The sequence below is a fragment of the Pseudomonas sp. TE4620 genome (assembly GCF_056279045.1).
On the sequence record NZ_JBWBQO010000001.1, the window covers coordinates 2,632,463 to 2,652,816 of the forward strand.

The window sequence follows — 20,354 nt, forward strand, 5'->3', positions numbered from 1 at the left end:
GTCAACTAATTTACCATCGCCGCGCTCTTCTGCGTGGCCCTGTCTTTTTGTCAGCGCAAGGTCCAGCCCCGCACGGAAGCGAAGCACTTAAAACGCCGCTAAAGGAATGAACCGTGACCCCCGTGATGTTCCGCAAAACCCTGCTCGCCCTGGCCGTAACCGCCACCGCCCTGCCCGCCCTCGCTGAAACCGTGCAACTGACCAACGCCGGCTTCAAAAGCGAGCACCAGCGCTACAGCGGCAACCTCGAGATCAACGGCGCCTACAGCGGCGGCAGCGACGAAGATGCCATCGAGCTCAATGGCTCGAGCATCGAGAAAGACCTGATTCTCAACGCCACCATCAACAGCACCGGCGACTTCGCCGGCGGCGTCGATATGGACGTGTGGGAAGGTACGCAGCCGTGGGTGGCCAACAGCGTTGGTGGCGACGTGATCAACAAGGGCAGTATTTCTGCCATCGGCGGTGGCGCCAACGCGCTGATGATCGACCCGGCCAAGATCGGCGGTAGCGTCATCAACGAAGGTTTGCTGTACGCCGAAGGTGCGCCGTTGAGCGACGACGGCGGCCGTGATGTTGCCCGCGCCGTGGATTTCTCCGGCTCGTCGGTGATCAAGGGCGACCTGCTCAACGCCGCCAGCGGCAAGATCATCGCCAAGGGCGAAGATGCCAAAGGCATCAACCTGGAAGGCGGCGAGATCGTCGGCAAGGTCATCAACCGCGGCCTGATCGAAGTCACCGGCGCCGGCGCCACCGGCATCGACGCCACCACCAGCGGCTCGGGCATGTACACCGACATGGTCGACCTGGCCGGCATCGAGAACCACGGCACCATCATTGCCAATGGCGACGACGCCGAGGGCATCCGCATCGACGGCGCCAGCTTCACCGGCATGAACAACCACCTGGTCAACACCGGCACCATCCGCGCCGAAGACGCCGCCATCGCCATCGGCTTCAGCGACTTCGACAGCCCGGGTGCCCAGCCCTGGTACAAAGCCGAAGGCGACTTCAACATCTTCAACAGCGGTTCGATCATCTCTGCCGACGAGGCCATCGACGCCTCGGAAAGCAACCGCCCGGTCGAGCTGATCCTGCGCAAAGGCAGCGTCATCGTCGGCAACCTGATCGACCTGAGCAACATCGAGATCGAAGGCGACACCTCCTTCACCGGTACCGACAGCCGCGCTGACGGCGCCAACATCCGCATGAAAGACGGCGGCTGGATCGATGTCGGCAGCCTCAGCGACGACCTGAAAACCACCCTGACCTTCGAAGCCCCGCACACCAGCATCGACGGTAACCTGTACGTCGCCGGCAACTCGGCCCTGGGCCTGAACCTGAGCAGCGCCACCGACGCCAACCGCGCCGTGCTCAAGGTCAGCGGCACCACTCAGTTCGGCCAGGGCGCCCAGTTGCAACTGGCGGCCAAGGGCGAAGACTTCAACGCCAATGGCAGCCGCTACACCCTGCTCCAAGCCGGCCAGATCGAACTGCTGGGCGCCGACGGCGAAACAGTCGACCCGAATGGCAAACTCAACCTGGTCAGCAGCTCGGCGCTGCTCAAGGTCGACAGCTTCACCGTCGACAACAACCAGGTGGTGGCCGTGGTCACCGGCAAGGGCAAGGAAGAAGTCGAACAGATCATCACCAACCAGGGGGGCTCGGCCAACAGCCAGAAAGCCCTGGGCAGCCTGACCGCCGACGGCATGATCGCCAAGCTGGCCAACAACGATCCGTTCAAGCAGGCGCTGCTCAACGCCGACGAAGCCCAGGTCGCCAAGCTGGCCTCCGAGCTGACCCCGGAAACCAACGGCGGCGCGACCCAGGCGGCCACCACCAGCCAGAACCTGGTCAGCAACGTCACTGGCAGCCGCACCAGCTCGCTGCGCGGCGCCTCCTCGGGTGAAGGCTTCAAGGAAGCTGGCGTCTGGGTGCAGTCGCTGTACAGCGATGCCAGCCAGGACCTGCGTGACGGCGTGGCCGGCTACAACGCTTACAGCCGCGGTATCGCCGTCGGTGCCGATGGCAAGCTCAACGACAACCTGACCCTGGGCCTGGCGTACAGCTTCATCAACACCGACGTCAACGGCAAAAGCGGCAACCAGACCGAAGTCGACAGCCATGCTTTCACCCTCTACGGCGGTTTCGAGCACGGCAACTACTTCGTCGATGCCAGCCTGACCTACGGCTTCAACGACAACCAGAGCAAGCGCAGCATTGCCGGCACCCAAGCCAAGGCCGACTATGACAGCGACCTGCTGGGCCTGAACCTGGTCGGTGGCTACACCTATCACATCAACCCGCAAGTGCTGGTCGAACCGCGCCTGGCGGCCCGCTACAGCCTGGTCAACATCGACGGCTACCGTGAAAAAGGCTCTTCGGCAGCGCTCAAAGTCGAAGACCAGCGCTATGAAGCCATCGAGCTCGGTGCTGGCCTGCGCGTGGCCGGCAGCGTCGCCTTGGGCGCCGGTACCCTGGAGCCGCAAGCCAAGCTGATGGCGTATCACGACTTCGCCGCTGACGAAGCAAAAAGCACCTCGACCTTCCTGCTCGGCAGCACGCCGTTCGTGACCAGCGGTGCCAAAGCGGCGCGTGACAGCTATGAAGCCGGCGTGGGCGCCGACTACAAGCTGGGCGCGGTAACCCTGGGCGTCAACTACGACTACATCGGCAAGTCGGGCTTCGATGCCGACGTGTTCTCGGCGAAAGTCCGTTACGACTTCTGATGAGTCAACACCTTGCCGGCCCACACCCGTGGGCCGGCGTCGGTCGAACCTTGGGGGCGCTGCTGGTCAGCGCCCTTCTTGGTGCCTGCCAATCCCCCTTTCAAGCGCTGCAGGAGCTGGCTGAACAGCACGGTCGCCACGTACAAATCGTGCCGGGCCAGGCGTTCCCGCTGGTCCTCTTGCCGCCGTCTGAGCAACGCCCCAGCGAGCGCCTGCGGGTGTACCTGGAGGGCGACGGCCATGCCTGGGCCACGGCTAGCCAGCCGAGCCTCGACCCCAGCCCGCGCAACCTGCTGGTGGCGCGCCTGGCGATCAATGATCCAGCCCCCAACGCCTACCTTGCCCGGCCCTGCCAGTTTGTCTCGGCTGCAGGCTGCACGGCGGCGCTGTGGACCGATCGGCGCTTTTCCCAGGAGGTGGTGACCAGCCTCAGCCAGGCCCTGGACCGGCTCAAGCAGCGCGTTGGCAATCGCCAGTTCGAGTTGGTGGGCTATTCAGGTGGTGCGGCATTGGCCGTGCTGCTGGCCGCGCAACGGGACGATGTCGCGCAGATCCAGACCCTTGCCGGCAATCTTGATCCAGGCTTATGGGTACAGCTTAAAGGCTTGTCGCCCCTGAACGGTTCGCTCGACCCGATGGTCTATCGCCAACGCCTTGTAGCATTGCCCCAGCGCCATCTACTGGGCGGCCGCGACCAGGTGATCAGCGCCGAGATCAGCGCCAGTTTTCGCGGCACGCAGGCATCCAGCCGGTGCAATCAACGGGTGATCATCCCGGCTGCAACCCACGAGCAGGGTTGGGAGACAGCCTGGGCGCTTTGGCAAGGCCAGGCGATCGGACCCTGCCCCTGAACCCAGGCATCGCCTCACTGTGCCCAGCGCGCCTCGCTGTTTTGTAGCGCCGAGGCAATGGTCGCCAATTTGCCGTCCGGCAGGGTGTCCGGCAACAGGTCGGTACCGGAGCTGACGTACAACTGCGCATAGGCATTACGCAATTCGGCATACGACAGGTCGCGCTTCAACTGTGTCTGCAGGTTGTTCAGCTCGCCCTGGATCAGCTCCAGCTCACCAATGTTCTGGGTCTGGTAGCGGTTGCGCAGTTGCTCGGCGATCTGCCCGTCCAGTGCCGCCAGCTCTTCGCTGGTGCGAAACTGCCGCGCGGCCTCGTTGTAGTTGGCGTTGGCCACGTACAACTGCGCCAGCACCGCCATCGACATCGCCTGGCGGCGCGCCGCCGCGACGTCTTCGCCGGCCTTGGCAACCTTGATGGCCGCCGGTGCCGAAAGCACGTTGAACAGGTTCCAGGTCACCTTGACGCCGTAATCCGCCCAGCTCTGGTTGACCAGGAAGGAGTTGCTGTCGTAGTGCCCGCCGGCCGAGAACTCCAGCCCCGGCAGCAGGCGCAGCATGGCCTTGCGGGTTTCGGCGGCACTGATCCGCGCCTGGTAGTCCTGCTCGCGCAGTTCCGGGCGGCTGGCCAGGGCCTGTTGCTCCAGGCGCGTGAAGTCGCCCTTGAACTGCGGCACCGTGTAGCCCTCTTCCGGCGCCAGGCTGAAGTCGGTGTTCAGCGGCAGGTTGATCAGCGCCGCCAGTTCCGTCTTGGCCAGCGACAGCGCGCGGCGCTGCTCTTCGAGCTGGCGGGTCGCCTCGATCAACGCACGCTGGTAGCTGAGCGACTGCACCGGGTCGCCAATGCGCTGGCTGCTCATGTGCTGGCTGTTGTCCCGGGCCTGGGCCACGCGGCCCATCAGGCTGTCGATCTGGGTCAGCAGGCGCTGCGCCGCGACCGCCCGCCAATAGGCCGAGCGCACGTCCTGGGTGATGGTGTGGATGACCTTGCGGCGCCGTTCCTGGAGGATCAGGCGCTGGTCGGCCTGCTGCTTGGCACTGACGTAGCTGACACCGAAGTCCAGGACGTTCCAGACCATGGTCAGGTCCGCCACTTCACGGTCGCGGTCCTGGGAGGTCGACGGCTCCAGGGACTGGGTACCGGTCTGCACGCTCTGGCTGCTCGAAGCGCTGACATTGTTGCGCCCGGCGTAGCCGGCTTCCATGGCCATGCGTGGCAGCATGTCGAAGCGCGCCAGGTCGACCTGGCGCTTGGCCAGGGCTTCTTCCATGACCTTAAGGCGTGATTCGAGGTTGTACTTGACCGCCCGGGCCATGGCCTGGTGCAGGGTCAGCGGGCCGTTGAGCGGCTCCTGGTCCTTGAACATACTGACCAGGTCGGTGCGCGCGCGCTCCTCGCTGATGCTGCGCTCGATCGGTTCGCTGGTAACCGCACATCCGCTGATTGCCAGCGCCAGCAAGCTGGCGCTGAACAGTTTCTGACTTTTTTTCATCCTTGGGCCGCCCCCTGGTACGGCTCGATCATCTCTGAATAAGTGCTGGCGTTTCAGGTCCGGTTGCCGATCTGTGTCGGCTGTGCCAGAGCCATGGCCAATTCGCGTACGGGACGCTGTTCGGCGTCCTTGATGTCCTGCAACTGCTGCTCCAGCGAGGCGGCGCCAAACACTGCGCGCAAGCCTTGGGCAGGGTCGGTGGTGCGCCACTGCTTGCCGTCGAAAACCCGCATCGACTCGCCCTCCGGCGCCGCCTCGCGGGCAAACAGGGCGGCAAAGGTACTGGTGCCGAACACGCCCCCATCACCGCCGCCAAAACCGAGAAAGCCCTGCCCCGATCCGTCGCCGCTGCCATCGCTGCTGGCAAATACCTGGGCGATGAAGCTCGGCGCGCTGAGACCGTTGTGAATGAAAATGCTGCCCAGGGTGTCGATGCCACTGCCCAGCGTGCGCTCCTCGAACAGCGGCGCGGGCAGCATCGGCGACGTGCTGGCAACCGACGGCAACTGCGGAACTTGTGGCTGCAGCAGCGGTACGCTCACCGCCGGGTTGCTGACGGGCGGATTGACCCGGAATTCGAGATCGCCGACATCCTGGTTCGGCAATTGATACAGCGGGCTGCTCATCGACACCGCCAGGGCATTGCCGGCGCCGTCGCGGATGCCGCTGTTCAGCGCGTTGAGGCTCAGCCCCAGGCCGCCCTGGCCGCTGATACTGCCCAGGGTTACCCGGTAGGTACGCGCATCCAGTTGCTGCACCGACTGCACCACCCCCGTGGCGCTGCCGCTGGACAGCACGCTGAAGTCAGCGGCATCGACGCCGCTGACCGCCTCGTCAAAGCTCAAGGTGTAGCTCAGCGTCCGCTCGCCGGGCGTTGCCGGAGTTTGCACGGCGATCTCGGCAGGCCGCGGTGCCCGGGCATCGACGAGGATGCCGGCGGTGCTGGCGACGTTGCTCAGGCCGGTGCCGGCATCGTTGCCGCGTGCATCACGCACGGTGCTGCCATTAAGGTCCAGGCTCGGCGCCACGCTCAGGCCATTGCTGGCCTGCAGGCCCGGGCTGATGGTCAGGCGGAACACCAGGGTGTTGCTGCCGGAGCCGGAAACGTAATCGGCATACACCACCCGGCCATTGTCCAGGGTGACCGCCAGGCGCGGCGCGCCATCGGCGGTATCGACCAGCACCGCTTCGTCCAGCTGCACGCTGAACTCCAGCCCCTGCCCGGCGACATAACTGCCCGCCGCCGGCACCGCCACCGCAGTCACGCTTGGCGCCACGCGGTCGATACTGTAGCTGCTGCCTTGCAGGCCCCCTGCAAGGGCGTTGCCGGCCGCATCGGTGATGCCGGTGCCGGTCGGATTCAGGTCCAGGCGCAGGGTGCCGACACCGCTGAGGTTGTCGACCAGGACGCTGTAGGTGCGCCCGTCAAGCTGCGTCACGCTGCTGATCCGCCCGCTGGCGCTGGCGCTGAACGCCAGGCTGAAGTCGGCCAGGTCAACGCCGCTGACGCTCTCGTCGAAGCTCACGGTGTAGCGCAGCGAACCGCTGTTGCTCGGGCTGACATCGACGCGAACGATATCCGCCACTTGTGGCGCTGCGGTATCGATACGCACCCCTGTGGTGCTGGCGAGCCCGTTCAGGCCCAGGTTAAGGGGGTTGCCTGCCGCATCGCGCACTGTGCCACCGTTCAGATCCAGGGTGCTGCCGACCTGGATGCCATCGGCATCGTTGTTACCGGCTTGCACGCTGTACTGGAACACCAACTGGCCGCTACCAGAGCCGGACACATAGCTGGCATAGCGGGTCAGCCCGCCAATAGTCAGCTGCAGGCGCGGCGTGCCGGCAGAGGTATCGACGATCAGCGCTTCACTGGCGTTGACCGTGAAGCTCAGCACGTCGCCAGCGTTGTAGCTGCCTGCTGCCGGTACCGACACGCTGGCCACCGTCGGCAGCACAGCGTCGACCAGTACGCCACTGGTGCTGGCGACGTTGTTGAGGCTGATCAGCGCGTCATTGCCAACGCTGTCGCGCAGTGCACCGCCATTGAGCACCAGGCCGCTGCCCAGGCTGATGCCGGTGCTGTCGAGCTGGCCGTTGCTGACCGTCAGGCGGAACACCAGCGCGCCAGTGCCAGAGCCGGACAGATAATCAGCAAACACTGTGCCGCCAGTGTCGAGGGTGATTTGCAGGCGCGGTGTACCGGTGACCATCACCGCCTCGCTGAGGTTGACGGTAAAGTCCAGGTGCTGGCCAGCGACATAGTTGCCGTTGGCCGGCACCGTAACGCTGTTGACCGTCGGTGCCACCCGGTCGATCTGGTAGCTGGCGCCGCTCTGCCCATTGCTCAGGCTGTTGCCGGCCGCGTCGCTGATGCCGGTGGCGCTGCTGTTGAGGTCCAGGCGCAGGCTGCCAACGCCGCTCAGGCCGGACACCAGTACGCTGTAGGTGCGCCCGTCCAGCGAGGTGACGCTGCTGATGCTGCCGTTGGCCGTGCCACTGAACACCAGGCTGAAGTCGCTGGCATCGACACCGCTGACCGCTTCGCTGAAGGTCAAGTTGTAGCGCACGCTGCCGGCATTGCTCGGGCTGGCATCGATGGCCAGCAGCGCTCCAGCGCTGGGTGCCAGGGTATCGACCAGCACGCCGGCGGTACTGCCCAGGCCATTGAGGGCCAGCACCAGGCCGTTGCCGGCGGCGTCGCGCAGCGTACCACCGTTGAGGTCCAGGGTGCTGCCGAGCTGAATGCCGTCGGCATCGTTGACGCCGGCATCGACACTGTACTGGAACAGCAACTGGCCGCTACCGGAGCCGGACACATAGCTGGCATAGCGGCTCAGCCCGCCAATGGTCAGTTGCAGGCGCGGCGTACCGGTGGAGGTATCGACGATCAGCGCTTCGCTGGCGTTGACGGTGAAGCTCAGCACGTCGCCGGCCTTGTAGCTGCCCGCAGCCGGTACCGCGACGCTGCCGATAACCGGCGCCACGGCATCGACATTGACGCCCGTGGTGCTGCCGACGTTGTTGAGTGTCGCGCCTGCCAGATTGCCCGCCTGGTCGCGAACCGATCCGCCGTTGAGCACCAGGTTGCTGCCAAGGGTGATGCCGTTGCTATCGAGCTGACCGCTGCTGACCGTCAGGCGGAATACCAGCGCGCCGGTCCCGGAGCCGGAAAGGTAATCGGCGAACACGGTGCCGCCAGTGTCCAGGGTGATCTGCAGGCGCGGTGTACCGGTCACCGTCACTGCCTCGCTGAGGTTGACGGTGAAGTCCAGCTGCTGGCCGGCGACGTAGGTGCCATTGGCCGGCACGCTGACACTGGTAACCTGCGGCGCGATGCCGTCGATGACCAGGTTGTGGTTGGCCCCCAGCGAATGGGCGGAGCCCGGCGTTGGCAATGTCAAAACGGCATTGTCGAAGGTGGCGTTGCGAATCACTGCACCATTGAGGGCCAGGGCGGCGCTGCCGGCGTAGTCGAGGTCGGCGCTGGTATCACCGGCCTGCACGGTGTACTGGAACGTCAGGGTGTTAGTGCCCGAGCCGGCCACATAGGTGGCATAGCGATCGATAAGGCCGGTTTCCAGCAGCAAGGCCGGGATGCCGCCAGTGGTGTCGACGCTGACCATCTGGTCGAAGGTCAGGGTCAGGGTAATGCTGTCGCCGGTCTTGTAGCTGCCATTGGCGCTCTGCGCCGAGACATCGGTAACCCGCGGGTTCAACGAGGCGACGTTGATGCTAACGGTGTCGGTGTCGGTCTGCGCCCCGCCGCTGCCGCTGCCGCCCAGGTCGCTGGTGGTGATCTGCAGGCTGGCCGAACCGTGGTAGCCGGCCACCGGGGAGAACACCAGGCCGTTGAGCGCGGCATTGATATCGCTTTGCGAGCCGGTGAAGGTCATGCTCGCATCGCCCGTGCCGCTGCCGACGGTAAACACCAGGCCGCTGAGGCTCGACAGCGTCAGCAGGCCATTGCTGGCGGTCAAGGTCACCTGCAAGGCGGCGCTGCCGGCGTCAACATCGCTGATGCTGATCAGGTTGCCGTTGCCGTTGTTGAAGGTCAGCGAGCCGTCCTGAAGGACGTTCTGGCTACTCGGTACCTGGTTGACCGGCGCATCGTTGACCGCACCAATGGCCAGTGTCACCACCCGCTGAGTGAGCTGCGCCCCGCCGCTGCCCGTGTTGCCGCCATCGTTGTAGGTCACCGTCAGGTTGACGTTGCCGTTGCCGTTGGCGGCGCCGATGTAGGAGACCCCGTTGGCGGCGATAAAGGCGTTGATGTCCGATACCGAGCCGACCAGTATCAGACCGCTGCCCAGCGTGTTGACCGTGACGCCGGCGCCACTGTTGGCGTGCAGTTGGCCCAGCGCCACGCTCAGGGTCAGGGTGACCTGCCCGCTGCCGGCATCGGCATCGCTGATGGAAATGCCCGACACCGTGCCAGAAGCATCTTCATTGAAGTTCAGGCTGCTCGGTACGCTGAGGATCCCGGCGTCGTTGACGGCCTGGATGTTGACGGCCTTGCTGGCGACGGCGCTGTCGCTGTTGCCGTCATTGACCGAGAACGAGACGGTGCGCGTCGAGGTGTCGGGGTTGTCGGAAACGTTGCGATAGCCCACCGATTGCAGGGCGACCTGCCACTGCCAAAGGGTCGCGGTGGCCCCCGCCGACGTCAGGGTCAGGACGCCGGTCGCGGCGTTGTAACTGGCGTTGATGTTGCCCGTAATCGGCGAACCGGAGCTGAACTCCAGTACATCCTGGCCGGCGCGGAAGTTGCCGGTGATGCTGATGGTAGCGCTGGCCAGGGTGTTGCTGTCGATGTCGCTGAGCGTCAGCCCGCTGTCGATTGCCACGGGCCCTGCGTTCTCGAAGTAGGTTTCGCTGCCGCCGCTGGTGGCGATCACCGGCGTGTCGTCTACTGTCGCCACGGTCAAGGTGCGCGTCGCGGCCGGGCTGTCCAGGGTGCCGTCGTTGACCACGAAACTCAGGGTCCGGGTAGCCGTGCTGGGCGATTCGCTCTGGTTGCTGAAGGTCACCGAGGCCAATGCCGCCTGCCACTGCGCAAGGGTGGCAGCGGCGCCTGCGGAGGTCAGGGTCAGCACGCCGGTGGAAACGTCGTAGCTGGCGCTGATGTTGCCCATGGTTGCCGGGTTGTTGGTAAATGCCAGCACGTCGAAACCGCCCTGGAAATTACCGATAATGCTGACCCTGGCGCTGGCCAGGGTGCTGTTGTCGGAATCGCTCAGGGTCAGGCCGCTGTCGATGACTACCGGGGTCGAGGGGCCGTTGTTGCCCTCGACGAAGTGCGCGCTGCCAGCGCTGGTGCTCAGGTTCGGCGCGTCATTGACCGCCGTGACGGTGATGCTGGCAGTGTCGCTGGCGATGGAAAACGCCGTGCTGGCGCCGCTGGCCGTGGTGTCGACCTTGCTGCCCTGCTGCCCTGCCGAGGCGCCAGTCTGGTCCCAGGCCTTGTAGGTCAGGGTTGCCACCATGGCGTTGGCGCCGTCGGGCACCAGGCGCAGCTTGTCGCTACCGCGCAGCAGCAAGGCACTGTTGCCGGCCACGGCGCCGATATCGCTCCAGGTGCTGCCATCGGTGCTGTACTGCCAGGTGCCGGTGCCGCTGTTCAGGCCGGTGATGGCGATACCGACAAAGGCGCCGGTGTCGACATCGGTTACGCCACTGAGGAAGCTGGCAACGGTTTGCCCGGGGTTGTTCAGCTGGCCATCAGTGATGCCGATGAGCACCGGTGCAGTCGGGGTCAGCAGCGGCGCGTCGTTGACCGCGCTGATTGTGATCTGCGCCTGCGCGGTGCCGACCGAGAAGCTGCTGCTGCCGCCGTTAGTGGTGGTGTCGCCAGTGCGGCGTACTGAGTTGCTGGAGGCCGTGCCGCTGGTCTGGTCCCAGGCCCGCAAGGTCAGGCTGGCGCTACCGGCATTGGCGCCATCGGGGACGAAACGCACTTGCGTGGTGCTCGACAGCAGCAGGCCGGCGCTGCTGGAGACCGCGCCGATGTCGGCCCAACTGAATCCGTCGCTGGAGTACTGCCAGAAGCCATTACCGCTGCTGCCGATCACGGCGACGCCGCTCAGCGAACCGGCGCCGTCGACATCGCCATGGCTCAGCCCGGCAAGAATGCTTGCAATCAGCTGGCCGCTGGAGCTGCTGTCTTCATCGGTGCCCGGCAGCACGAACGGCCCGCCCGAGAGGCTGGGCGCATCGTTGCTGGCCTGCACCGTGACCGTTGCGCTGATGGCCAGCGAAGTGCTGTCGGCACCGCCATTGCCGGTGCCGCCGGTGTCAGCCACGCCGCTCAAGGTGATGACCCGGGTGCCGATTGTCGGCGCATGGCTGAGGTTGCTGTATTGCACGCCATCGATCAGCGTCTGGGTCAGGCCGCTGCTGATGCCGGCGGCCTTGGTCAGGGTCACCGTCGCGGTCGCGCCGCTGAGCGTCACCGAATAGCTGAAGCCGTTGATGGCCGTGGTGCCCGAGGCGCCGTTGACCAGGTCGATGTTGCTGCCGTCGAGGGTCAGGCGCTCGTTGCCGGGATCACTGACATTGCTGACGGTGAAGGTCAGCTGCTTGATGCCCTGCCCGGCCTCGACGGTAGACACCACCACCGCGCTGAACAGGTCGACCGGCGCGCCACCTTCGGTGAAGGTCGGGGTGCCGCCGCTGGCGGTTACCGTCGGTGCATCGTTGACCGCGCTGACATTGACGCTGACCAGGGCGCTGGCGTCGCTGGCGCTGTCGCCATCGTTGATGCTGACCTGCACCGTACGCGCCGCGGTTGAGATATCGCCATTGTTGCTGTTGCTGTAGGTCAGGTTGCGCACCAGCGCCTGCACCGCAGCGGCGGTCGCGTTGCTGTTGAGCGAGATCACCAGGTTGCTGCTGGCGCTGCCGCCGGCAAAGCTGCCGATGATCACCCCGGCATAAGTCACGTTGCTGCCCGAGACACCGATCTGCCCGGCCCCGCTGCCCTGGTTGAAGATCCCCAGCAGGTCTTCGCCGCTGACCCGGTTGGCGGTGATCGCCACGGTGACGTTGCCGCCGTTGAAGTCCGCCGAGTCCAGGTCGGTGAGCAGCGCATTGCCGCCGGCATCGAGCAGCACCGGCGCCCCACCCTCGATAAAGGTGTTGCTGTCGCCATTGAGGTTGCTCAGCACCGGCGGGTCATTGGACTTGGTGGTGAAGTTCAGCGTGGTGTTGTTCTTCACCCCCTTGAAAATCGCGCCATCGCCATCGACGAAGGTCTTGGCGTCCAGGCGGATGGCATAGCCGGTGCCCAGTGCCAGGGGGACCGGCAGGGCGATGGTCCAGGTGGTGCCGGAGCCGCTGATCTGCGCACTGCCAATGGCGATGGTCTGGACCACGACATTGTCGAAGGTGCGCACGATGTAGATGTTGCCGCTGCTACCCTTGCTCACCGCTTCGTTGAAGGTCAGCACGATGTTGGCGTTGGTGTCGACGTTGCTGGCGTTGTCGCTGGGCGTCGAGCTGACCACGATCGGTGGGCGGTCGTTCTGTACATACAGGTTGCCGGCGGTGCCGTTGAACCCACCATACAGGTCGATATCGCCGTCGCCGTCGAAGTCGGCGGCGCGATAGGTGGTGCCGGTATGATCGACCAGGCTCAGGCCGGCCAGCGGCGACTGGGCCAGGGTCTGCAGGGTGAAGGTGCCGTCGCCGTTGCTGCGCGCATAGGCGAAGGCTGTGCCGTTGCCGCCAGTCTGGTAGAGGATGTCGGCGTCGCCATCGCTGTCGAAGTCGGCCAGCACCATGCGGCCGAACGCTGCCGGGGCCGGGAACGAGGCGGTTGACTGGCTGCTGAAGGAGGCGCCGTCATTGCGCAGGTAGACCCCGGTGGTGGCGTTACTGCCGGCCAGTACGTCGATGTCACCGTCGCCGTCGATGTCGGCGGCGTAGTAGTTGCTGCCGTTGTGGTCCGGCAGCGTCAACCCGGCAAAGGGTGATTGCGCCAGGGTCAACAAGGTAAAGGTGCCGTTGCCGTTGCTGCGCGCATAGGCGAAGCCGGTGCCGTTGGCGCCGGTCTGGTACAGCAGGTCGGCGTCGCCGTCGTTGTCGAAGTCAGCGGCGAGCATCCGTGAGCCGGCCGCTGGCGCCGGGAAGCTTGCCGTCGACTGGCTGCTGAAACTGCCGCCGTCGTTGCGCAGGTAGGTGCCGGTAGTGCCGTTGACCCCGGCCAGCACATCGAGGTCGCCGTCGCCATCGAAGTCGGCAACGTGGTAGTTGGAGCCGGTATGGTCCGGCAGCGACAACCCGGCAAAGGGCGACTGCGCCAGGCTTTGCAGGGTGAAGCTGCCGTTGCCGTTGCTGCGCGCGAATGCCCAGAGCGTACCATTGCCCCCGGTCTGGTAGAGGATGTCGGCGTCGCCGTCGTTGTCGAAATCGCCCACCACCACCCGGCTGCCGGCGGCGATGGTGGTGCCGCTCAGCGGCGCGCTGCCGGTACTCCAGGAGGTGGCCAGCAGCCCCTGGTAATCGTTGAGCGCCAGGGCCGTGGTTGCCAGCGGGCCGCTGCTGCGCTCCAGGGTCCAGTTGCCGCCCAGCGCACCGCTACCGGTGTCGTCGCTGGAGGCGCCGATGTCGGCACCGGTCAGGCTTGCCAGCTGGCTGACAAAGGCCTGGCCAGCATCGTCCTTGCCGACCTGGCAGCCATACAGCATCAGGTCGCCGTCGGCCTTGAGCGACTGGCCGATGGACTGCAGCGCCTCGCCGTGATCGGCAAGGTTGCTGCTGCTCAGCCAGACATTGCCCAACTGCACGGTACCCGACGCACCGTGGGAAAATACATGGATGGCATCCAGGTCGCTGCGGCCCTTGAGGTAGTCGGCCATTTGCTGCAGGCCGTCCTTGCCCGGGTCGAGCACCACCACTTCACTGCCCGCCGGCAGGCCCTTGAGGGCTTCCTGCGGGTTGCTGATCTGGCCATCGACAAACACCACTTCATGGCGTTCGCTGGCACTGGCGCCACGCGTATCGGCAGTGGCCAGCGCGGCCCTGTCGGCCTGCGCGGTATCGCTTGCGCTGTCTTTGCCGGTGTCCTTGGCGGCCTCGGCAGTTGCCTCCTGGGCAACCACCGCAACCGAGGCGTCGAACATGATCCGCGGTTCCAGGGCAAACAACAGCGGTGCCTGACCGGCAGGGGTGGGCACTGGCCGGCCCTGGCGTTTGAATCGGTCGATGAACTTCATGTTGCACCTCAGGCTGTACGGATTGTTGCCCTAAAACTGCTATGGAACGGCTATGGCAGCGGTGGCGCGCATCACGCGCCACCGCGCCGGTTCATCAACCGCGCGAAGGGAAGATGCCTTCGGTGGCGATGATCATGCTCAGGCCCAGGTACGGGCTGAGGTTGTTGAAGGGCTGATTGCCACCGGCAACGCCACAGCTTTGCGCTGCCAGGTTGGTCAGCGCCGTGGGGTTGCCATAGATGTTGACCGTGCCCAGGTTGGCATCGCCGCTCTGCGCCAGCACCAGGCTTGCCGTGCCCTTGTCGGCGCCGGCAGCTTCCGTCGAGACCATTAGCGGATGGCTGTGCATCGGCATTTGCTGCACGGTCAGCGTAGTGTTCTGGCTACCTCCCGTTTCACCGAGATCGACTTCACCCAGGCCCGGGCCCTGGCCCCAACCGACGGGCGAGCGGCCGCGCAGGTCGGGCAAGCCGAAGGTGACCCGGCCGTCGCCGCCATAGATCGTGCCTAGGATCGAAAACAGCGCGGCGTTTTGCGATATCGCCATCAATTGCCCACTGCACATTGCATAACCACGGGGCGCAAAGTTGCCACCGAACATCTTGATCTCACCGAGGAAGGGATCACTCATCTGGCATTACCTGTTTTTGGGTTGTGGGTGTGAACAGATCAGTTCAGGGCGCTCAGGCCTGCGGCTCCCGCTCACGGTGCAGCACCGCCTGCAGCACATGGCGGCCATCGGGCTCGGGCTGCACCGGGGTCATCAGCAGCAACCATTCCTGCTGCTGCGGACCGATAACGCGGTACACGCCCTGCTGCGGCAGCAGGCCGGCGGGCAAGGCGAAAAACACCAGGAAGCATTCGTGGCGGGCGCTCATGGCCACGCCCTCACTCAGTTGCACGCGTTCGACGGCTACGCGCTGCTCCGGCCCCAGCCAGAGCGCAAAGGCATGGCGGTCGGCCGCTTGCAGCTCGGCGAAGGTGGGCATGGGGAACTGGCCGGCGGCGCTCATGAGGCCTGCGCCATCAGGCAGCCAGGCACCGGCTCACGCCGCAGGCGGCGGTAGACGCCCGACTCGCCGACCGGGATAAAACCAAGCCTTGCATACAGCCGTTGCGCCGGATTGTAGTGCTCGACACACAGCTCGCAGGCCAGCCCGCGCTGGTCGGCGCGGCGCAGCAAGTCGTCGAGAATGGCGCTGCCAGTGCCGTGGCCAATGCAGGCGGGCAACAAGGCGATATCGATGAGGTTGAGTGCAGTCTGCCCCCAGAACAGGTACAGGCGGCCGATGGCCTGGCCCTGGCGTTCGACCAGGAGGAACTCACCGTCCGGGTAATGGGCCTGGTAATACTGGTGCTGGGCATTGAATTGCTGGCGCAGAAACTGCGCAATCTGCTCGGCCGACCAGCCGCTGTGGCGCATTTCGCCGGCGCGGGTGGTGGCGTACAAATGCTCAAGGAAAGGCAGGTCGCCTTGGCCGATGGGGCGGAAACTCAAACCGAGTGGGTTCATCGTGTGTAGCGTCCCTGCGAGATGCTGAGCATTGATCCGTCCGCCCCAATGCCCCACGCCTGGCGTGAGATCATTGTGATGGCATTTTATTCTAATTGTCTGACAATCGCACTATCAAAATCCGCTTTCTCTTACCCCCAGCGCAGCCATTCGTCGCCATGCCGATGCCAGCAACGATTGACCCTTGCCTTCGAGCACCACCAGCCCGCGAACCGGGCGTTGCAGGCCCCCAGGCGGGCTGTTTTCGAGGGCAAAGCGTACGCCGTATTGCCCCTGCAGCGGCTGCGCCCGGCGGTTCTCGTCGCGGCGGATGGCGATGGGGCCCTGGTGCTCGGAAACCAGCGCCTCCTGATCGATGGCGCTGACCCCGGTGGTGTCGATATCGCTGAGGCTGACCCGCAGCGAATCGCGCAGCGGATCATCGGCAACAAAATGCCCGGGCGCGCCGGCCTCGACCCGCCACAAGTCCGCTTCGGCCAGGTAACCACGCAGGCGCAGGCCCTCCTCGACCACTGCAGCCAGCGGCAACTGCGCGGCAATCCAGCGGCCCGGTGCCAGGCCCACGGCCAGGTCGCGTATCACCCCGGCGTGCGGCGCGCGCAGGTTCAGGCGCTCGCGCTGGGCGGCCAGGCCGCGGTATTCGGCCACCGCCTCGGCCAGGCGCTGCTCGAGGATGCCGCTGTCGGCGGCGGTTTCACTGCGCCCGGCCTGGCGACGCAATTGCAGCTGCAGGATCTGGATTTCGCGCCGTACGATCTGCAGGCGCGATTCCAGGTCCGGTGACTCCAGCACCACCAGCAACTGATCGCGGGCCACGCGCTGGCCGTCCTGCACATGCACCTCGCGGATACGCGCTGCGGTCGGTGCATGCAGGGCACTGACCCGCGACGCTTCGAGCAGCGCCGGCACCTCGACATCGCTGCGCCACGGCAACACCAGCACCAGCAGCACCGCCAGCAGGCCGAGGCCCAGGCCCAGCACCTTGCGCGGTTGCGCTCGCTGGCGTTGCTGCCACCAGTGCTGGCCCTCCTTATAGACCGGCAAGGCGATGAACCAGGTCAGCTCGACCAGCATCAAAAAGATGCCCAGCGCCTTGAAAAACAAGTGACACACCGCCAGGGCGATGCCGAAAAACAGCACTGCGCGCCACAGCCAGGCGGCGTAACCCCAGCTCAACAAGCGCCGGCGCATGGCCGCAGACCACGGCTCGGGCGCCGCCTCGCCATAACCGAACAGCGCCTCGCGCAAGCGCCAGCGGCACAGGGCGAAGGCCCGGCCCTGGAGGTTGTCAACCGCCCACAGGTCGCTGAGCAGAAAGTAGCCGTCAAAGCGCATCAACGGATTGAGGTTGATCGCCAGGGTGGTGATCCAGGTGGCGCTGGCCAGCATGAACGCCGCCGTGCGCCCTGCCCCGTCCGGCAACAGCGACCAGGCCAGCAGGGCCAGGCAGGCCAGCAGCAACTCGGCGAGCACCCCGCCGGCGCCGATCAACAGGCGGGTGCGGCGGTCCTGCACGCGCCAGGCATCGCTGACATCGGTGTAGAGCATCGGCAACAGCACCATGAACGCCAGGCCCATGCTCGGCACCCGGCAGCCGGCGCGTTTGGCCATGTAGGCGTGGCCGAATTCGTGGCACAACTTGGCAAAGCCCAGGGCGATGGCAAAGGCTGCAGCACCGCCGAGGCTCAACAGGTGGGGAAAGGTTGCGAGAAAACGCTGCCAGTCGCGCATGACCAGAAACAGCCCCAGGCACAGTACCGTGGGCAGGCCGTAGCGCAGCAGGTTCGGGCCGAACCGCGCCAGCCACGGCCAGGTACGGTTGAGAAAGGCATCCGGGCGCCACAATGGAATACGAAAGAACAGGTACTTGTGCAGCAACTGGGTCCACAGCCCCTGTCGCTGGCGGGCGGCCTTGTCGGCGTAGCTGGCCCGTTGCTCGTCATCACTGGCGGTGACCAGGTCATGGCCACGCAAAAAGCGCAACAGCTCCTCAATGGCCGTGCCCGGCAGCGGCATGCCCGGTTCGCGATTGGCTGCGGCCAGCACCCGCGCCGGATCGCCCAGCGCCCAGTGCCGCAACAGGCGCATGGCGGGCGCGCCGAGCTTGAAATAGCGCCCGCGCAGCGGGTCGGCCAGGGTCCATTGCGCAGCGCCGTCCAGCCCTGGCGCGGCGGGCGACAGTTGCAGGTCCGGGCGCAGTGCCGGCAGCATCAAAGGCCCACCGTCTGGCGCAGGGCCGCCAACGGCCGGCGCAGCAGGTACAGCGCCAGCGGTGCACGCTGGCCAAACAGCTTGGCGGTGCCACGCAGGCCGATGCGCGGCGGCGCGTCGGTAAAGCGTGCGTCCAGGCGATAAGCCAGTTGCCCGGCCGGAGTGTTCTGCGCTTCGTAGGCGGCGCGTTCGAGCTCGGCGCCATGACGGTGCAACGGGTCGCTGTCGAGAAACAGCGCCACTTCGGCGCCAGGCTCAAGGCTCAAGGCGTCGGCCACCGGCAGCTCGATGCGCAGCTCGGCCTGGGCCGGGTCGGCGATTTCCAGCAGACGCTCGCCGGTCTGCAATGGCTTACCGGTCAGGCGCTGGGCGTCGGCGAACACGGCAATACCGGCACGCTCGGCACGCACATCGGCGCGCGCCAGCAGCTCGCGGGCATAATCGCGCTCGGCGCGCTTCTGCTCGACACGGGCGGCCAGCAGGTCAAGCCGGGCGCTGGATTCAGCATCGGAAAAGGCTCGCTGGGTGTTGGCCTTGAGCTCGGCCTCGGCGACCCCGAGGGTGCGCTCGGCAACATCGGCCTGGGCCTTGAGGCTGGTGGCGTCGAAGCGCACCAGCACCTGCCCGGCCTGCACCGCCTGGTTGGGCTTGATCAGGAACTCGGCGATCACCCCATCCAGCGGTGCGGCCACCACCTGGCCGTTGCGTGGCACTACTTCGGCCGGCGCCAACACCGACTGGCGCACCGGCACCAGCAGCACCAGCAGGGCTGCGGCGCCGATCGCCCAGCGGCTGCGTGCCGGCCAGCGCAGGCGCCATGGTTTGCCCGGCTGCAAGGCCAGCCAGGCATGGCTGTAACACTCGCCCAGGTGCTTGAGCAAGCTGTGCTCGGCCTCGACCCAAGGGTTGTCGCGGGCCAGCCACAAACCGCCAAAAACCACACCCTGGCGGTCCTTGAGCGGCAGCCAGAAGGCGTGGGCAGCTGACAACGACTGCCAGTCATCGCGGCTGGCCTGATCGAAACTGTCCGGGTTCAGCGGCCCGCTGGTGTCCAGGCGGGCGCTTTTACCCAACTGCGCGCCAGCATGCTCGATGAAAGCCACGAACGGCGCATTCGCCTCGACCACGCTGATCGCGGTCAACGCCCGCACCTTGCCGGCAATCAGCAATGCCGCGTGGCGAAAGGCGAACAGCGGCTGGGGGTCGTTGACCATGCTGAAGGCCAGCGCCTCGACCGTGGTCGCGGCGCGGGCCTGATGCTCCAGGCGCAGGTAATGCGCCAGCAGCTGCTCCATGCCATTGGCTACTGGCGCGTTCATGGCTGGCCGGCGAAGTGCGCGGTGCCGCTCATGCCGGCCAGCAGGCCGTGGCTGTCGGCCGGCAGCGTGCCGATCAGCAGCAGGGTCTGGCTGCCTTCATCGATGCGCGCGCCCAGGCGCTTGACCACCGCCTGCAGCGGCGCGCCGGTTTCATCGGGGACGAAGCTGAAGGTCTGTTCCGGCTTGAGCTTGCCCAGCCAGCGCGAAGGCACCAGCAGGTGCACCTCCAGCGAACGGTTGTCGACGATTTCCAGCAACGGCGCGCCGCTGGCCACGCTTTCGTGGGCCTGGACCTTACGGGCAACCACCTGGCCGTCGAACGGGGCCTTGACCTGGCAGCGCTGCACCTGCACCTGATAAACCTGCGCCTCGGCCTGGGCCTGCGCCTGGCGCGCTTCGGCCAGGGTCACTTCGAAGCGCCCGACCGAATTGAGCGCCGCCAGTTGCTGCTTGTTGCGCAGCTCTTCACGGGCCGCACGCACGGCAGCGCCGGCGGCATTCTGCTGGGCCTGGTAAGCGCTGCAATCAAAACGCACCAATACATCGCCCTTGCTGAACGACTGGCCTTCGGCGAACGGCATGTCCACCACCCGCCCGGCCAGCTCGCTGGCCAGCACCGCCTGCGAGCGCGCGCGCAGCACGCCGCGCACTTCGCTGACGCTCGAGGTCGCGCCCTCGAGCAGCGGATCGCTGTCGGCAGCCGCCTGCGCCAGGCTTGCGACCATCATCAACGCCAGGCACCAGGCTCCGTGCTTCATCTCGCTGCATCCTTTCATTATTGGTTGTATGCGTTGTGTATCGGTTGCAGCGGCGCGAACCTGATTACCGTTGGTCAGCAGCCGCTGGCTGGCAACCCAGGCACCGCCCTACGTGCCAGGCACAGGTGGCATGGCGAGTGTAGTAGCGGGGAACATGCGCGATGAAATGCGCGAACTGCAATCAAGGTAAGTGGCAGGATGCTATCAGTGTTTTTCGAGGCGCGGTAGCGGGTGCGAGGGGGTAAACACTATATTTTTTTGGCCCGGCGAG

10 protein-coding genes are annotated in these 20,354 nt (G+C 65.9%); 2 read left to right on the forward strand and 8 right to left on the reverse strand.

Going from position 1 to position 20,354, the window contains the following annotated elements; translation table 11 throughout:
• Positions 1–113: 113 nt before the first annotated feature.
• Positions 114–2,729, forward strand: coding sequence for an autotransporter family protein (locus ACZ9A3_RS12255; RefSeq protein ID WP_476252678.1), 2,616 nt, complete (start codon positions 114–116; stop codon positions 2,727–2,729).
• On the forward strand, positions 2,729–3,580 hold the full coding sequence (locus tag ACZ9A3_RS12260) for an alpha/beta hydrolase (protein WP_045194001.1): 852 nt from the start codon (positions 2,729–2,731) through the stop codon (positions 3,578–3,580). The genes ACZ9A3_RS12255 and ACZ9A3_RS12260 overlap by 1 nt, the downstream gene beginning before the upstream one ends.
• Positions 3,581–3,594: 14 nt before the next feature.
• On the opposite strand, the gene ACZ9A3_RS12265 is transcribed toward ACZ9A3_RS12260, so the two are convergent.
• From ACZ9A3_RS12265 to ACZ9A3_RS12300, 8 genes are all read right to left on the reverse strand, one after another.
• Entirely contained in the window at positions 3,595–5,070 is a 1,476-nt protein-coding gene (locus ACZ9A3_RS12265) for a TolC family protein (protein ID WP_045194002.1), read from the reverse strand.
• A gap of 53 nt (positions 5,071–5,123) precedes the next feature.
• Positions 5,124–14,282, reverse strand: a complete 9,159-nt coding sequence (locus ACZ9A3_RS12270) for a DUF4347 domain-containing protein (RefSeq protein ID WP_476252679.1) — start codon at positions 14,280–14,282, stop codon at positions 5,124–5,126.
• Positions 14,283–14,376: 94 nt separating this feature from the next.
• Complete coding sequence (locus ACZ9A3_RS12275) at positions 14,377–14,913, reverse strand: phage tail protein (protein WP_045194004.1); 537 nt, start codon at positions 14,911–14,913, stop codon at positions 14,377–14,379.
• A 52-nt stretch (positions 14,914–14,965) separates the two neighbouring features.
• Entirely contained in the window at positions 14,966–15,295 is a 330-nt protein-coding gene (locus ACZ9A3_RS12280; RefSeq protein ID WP_052676460.1) for a DUF6916 family protein, read from the reverse strand.
• Positions 15,292–15,795: a GNAT family N-acetyltransferase gene (locus ACZ9A3_RS12285; protein WP_195884376.1), complete on the reverse strand. Its 504-nt coding sequence runs from the start codon at positions 15,793–15,795 to the stop codon at positions 15,292–15,294. The genes ACZ9A3_RS12280 and ACZ9A3_RS12285 overlap by 4 nt, the downstream gene beginning before the upstream one ends.
• Before the next feature lie 114 nt (positions 15,796–15,909).
• Positions 15,910–18,009 (reverse strand): efflux RND transporter periplasmic adaptor subunit, encoded by a 2,100-nt coding sequence (locus tag ACZ9A3_RS12290; RefSeq protein WP_476252680.1) that lies wholly within the window; start codon positions 18,007–18,009, stop codon positions 15,910–15,912.
• Complete coding sequence (locus ACZ9A3_RS12295; RefSeq protein WP_476252681.1) at positions 18,006–19,325, reverse strand: efflux RND transporter periplasmic adaptor subunit; 1,320 nt, start codon at positions 19,323–19,325, stop codon at positions 18,006–18,008. The genes ACZ9A3_RS12290 and ACZ9A3_RS12295 overlap by 4 nt, the downstream gene beginning before the upstream one ends.
• Entirely contained in the window at positions 19,322–20,083 is a 762-nt protein-coding gene (locus tag ACZ9A3_RS12300; RefSeq protein ID WP_476252682.1) for an efflux RND transporter periplasmic adaptor subunit, read from the reverse strand. The genes ACZ9A3_RS12295 and ACZ9A3_RS12300 overlap by 4 nt, the downstream gene beginning before the upstream one ends.
• Positions 20,084–20,354: the final 271 nt, after the last annotated feature.

What these genes read in the sequence shown, in the direction of transcription:
- ACZ9A3_RS12270 (WP_476252679.1), bottom strand. Translation starts at nt 14,282, where the DNA reads ATGAAGTTCATCGACCGATTCAAACGCCAGGGCCGGCCAGTGCCCACC.
- ACZ9A3_RS12295 (WP_476252681.1), bottom strand. Translation starts at nt 19,325, where the DNA reads ATGAACGCGCCAGTAGCCAATGGCATGGAGCAGCTGCTGGCGCATTAC.
- ACZ9A3_RS12265 (WP_045194002.1), bottom strand. Translation starts at nt 5,070, where the DNA reads ATGAAAAAAAGTCAGAAACTGTTCAGCGCCAGCTTGCTGGCGCTGGCA.
- ACZ9A3_RS12275 (WP_045194004.1), bottom strand. Translation starts at nt 14,913, where the DNA reads ATGAGTGATCCCTTCCTCGGTGAGATCAAGATGTTCGGTGGCAACTTT.
- ACZ9A3_RS12285 (WP_195884376.1), bottom strand. Translation starts at nt 15,795, where the DNA reads ATGAACCCACTCGGTTTGAGTTTCCGCCCCATCGGCCAAGGCGACCTG.
- ACZ9A3_RS12260 (WP_045194001.1), top strand. Translation starts at nt 2,729, where the DNA reads ATGAGTCAACACCTTGCCGGCCCACACCCGTGGGCCGGCGTCGGTCGA.
- ACZ9A3_RS12280 (WP_052676460.1), bottom strand. Translation starts at nt 15,295, where the DNA reads ATGAGCGCCGCCGGCCAGTTCCCCATGCCCACCTTCGCCGAGCTGCAA.
- ACZ9A3_RS12300 (WP_476252682.1), bottom strand. Translation starts at nt 20,083, where the DNA reads ATGAAGCACGGAGCCTGGTGCCTGGCGTTGATGATGGTCGCAAGCCTG.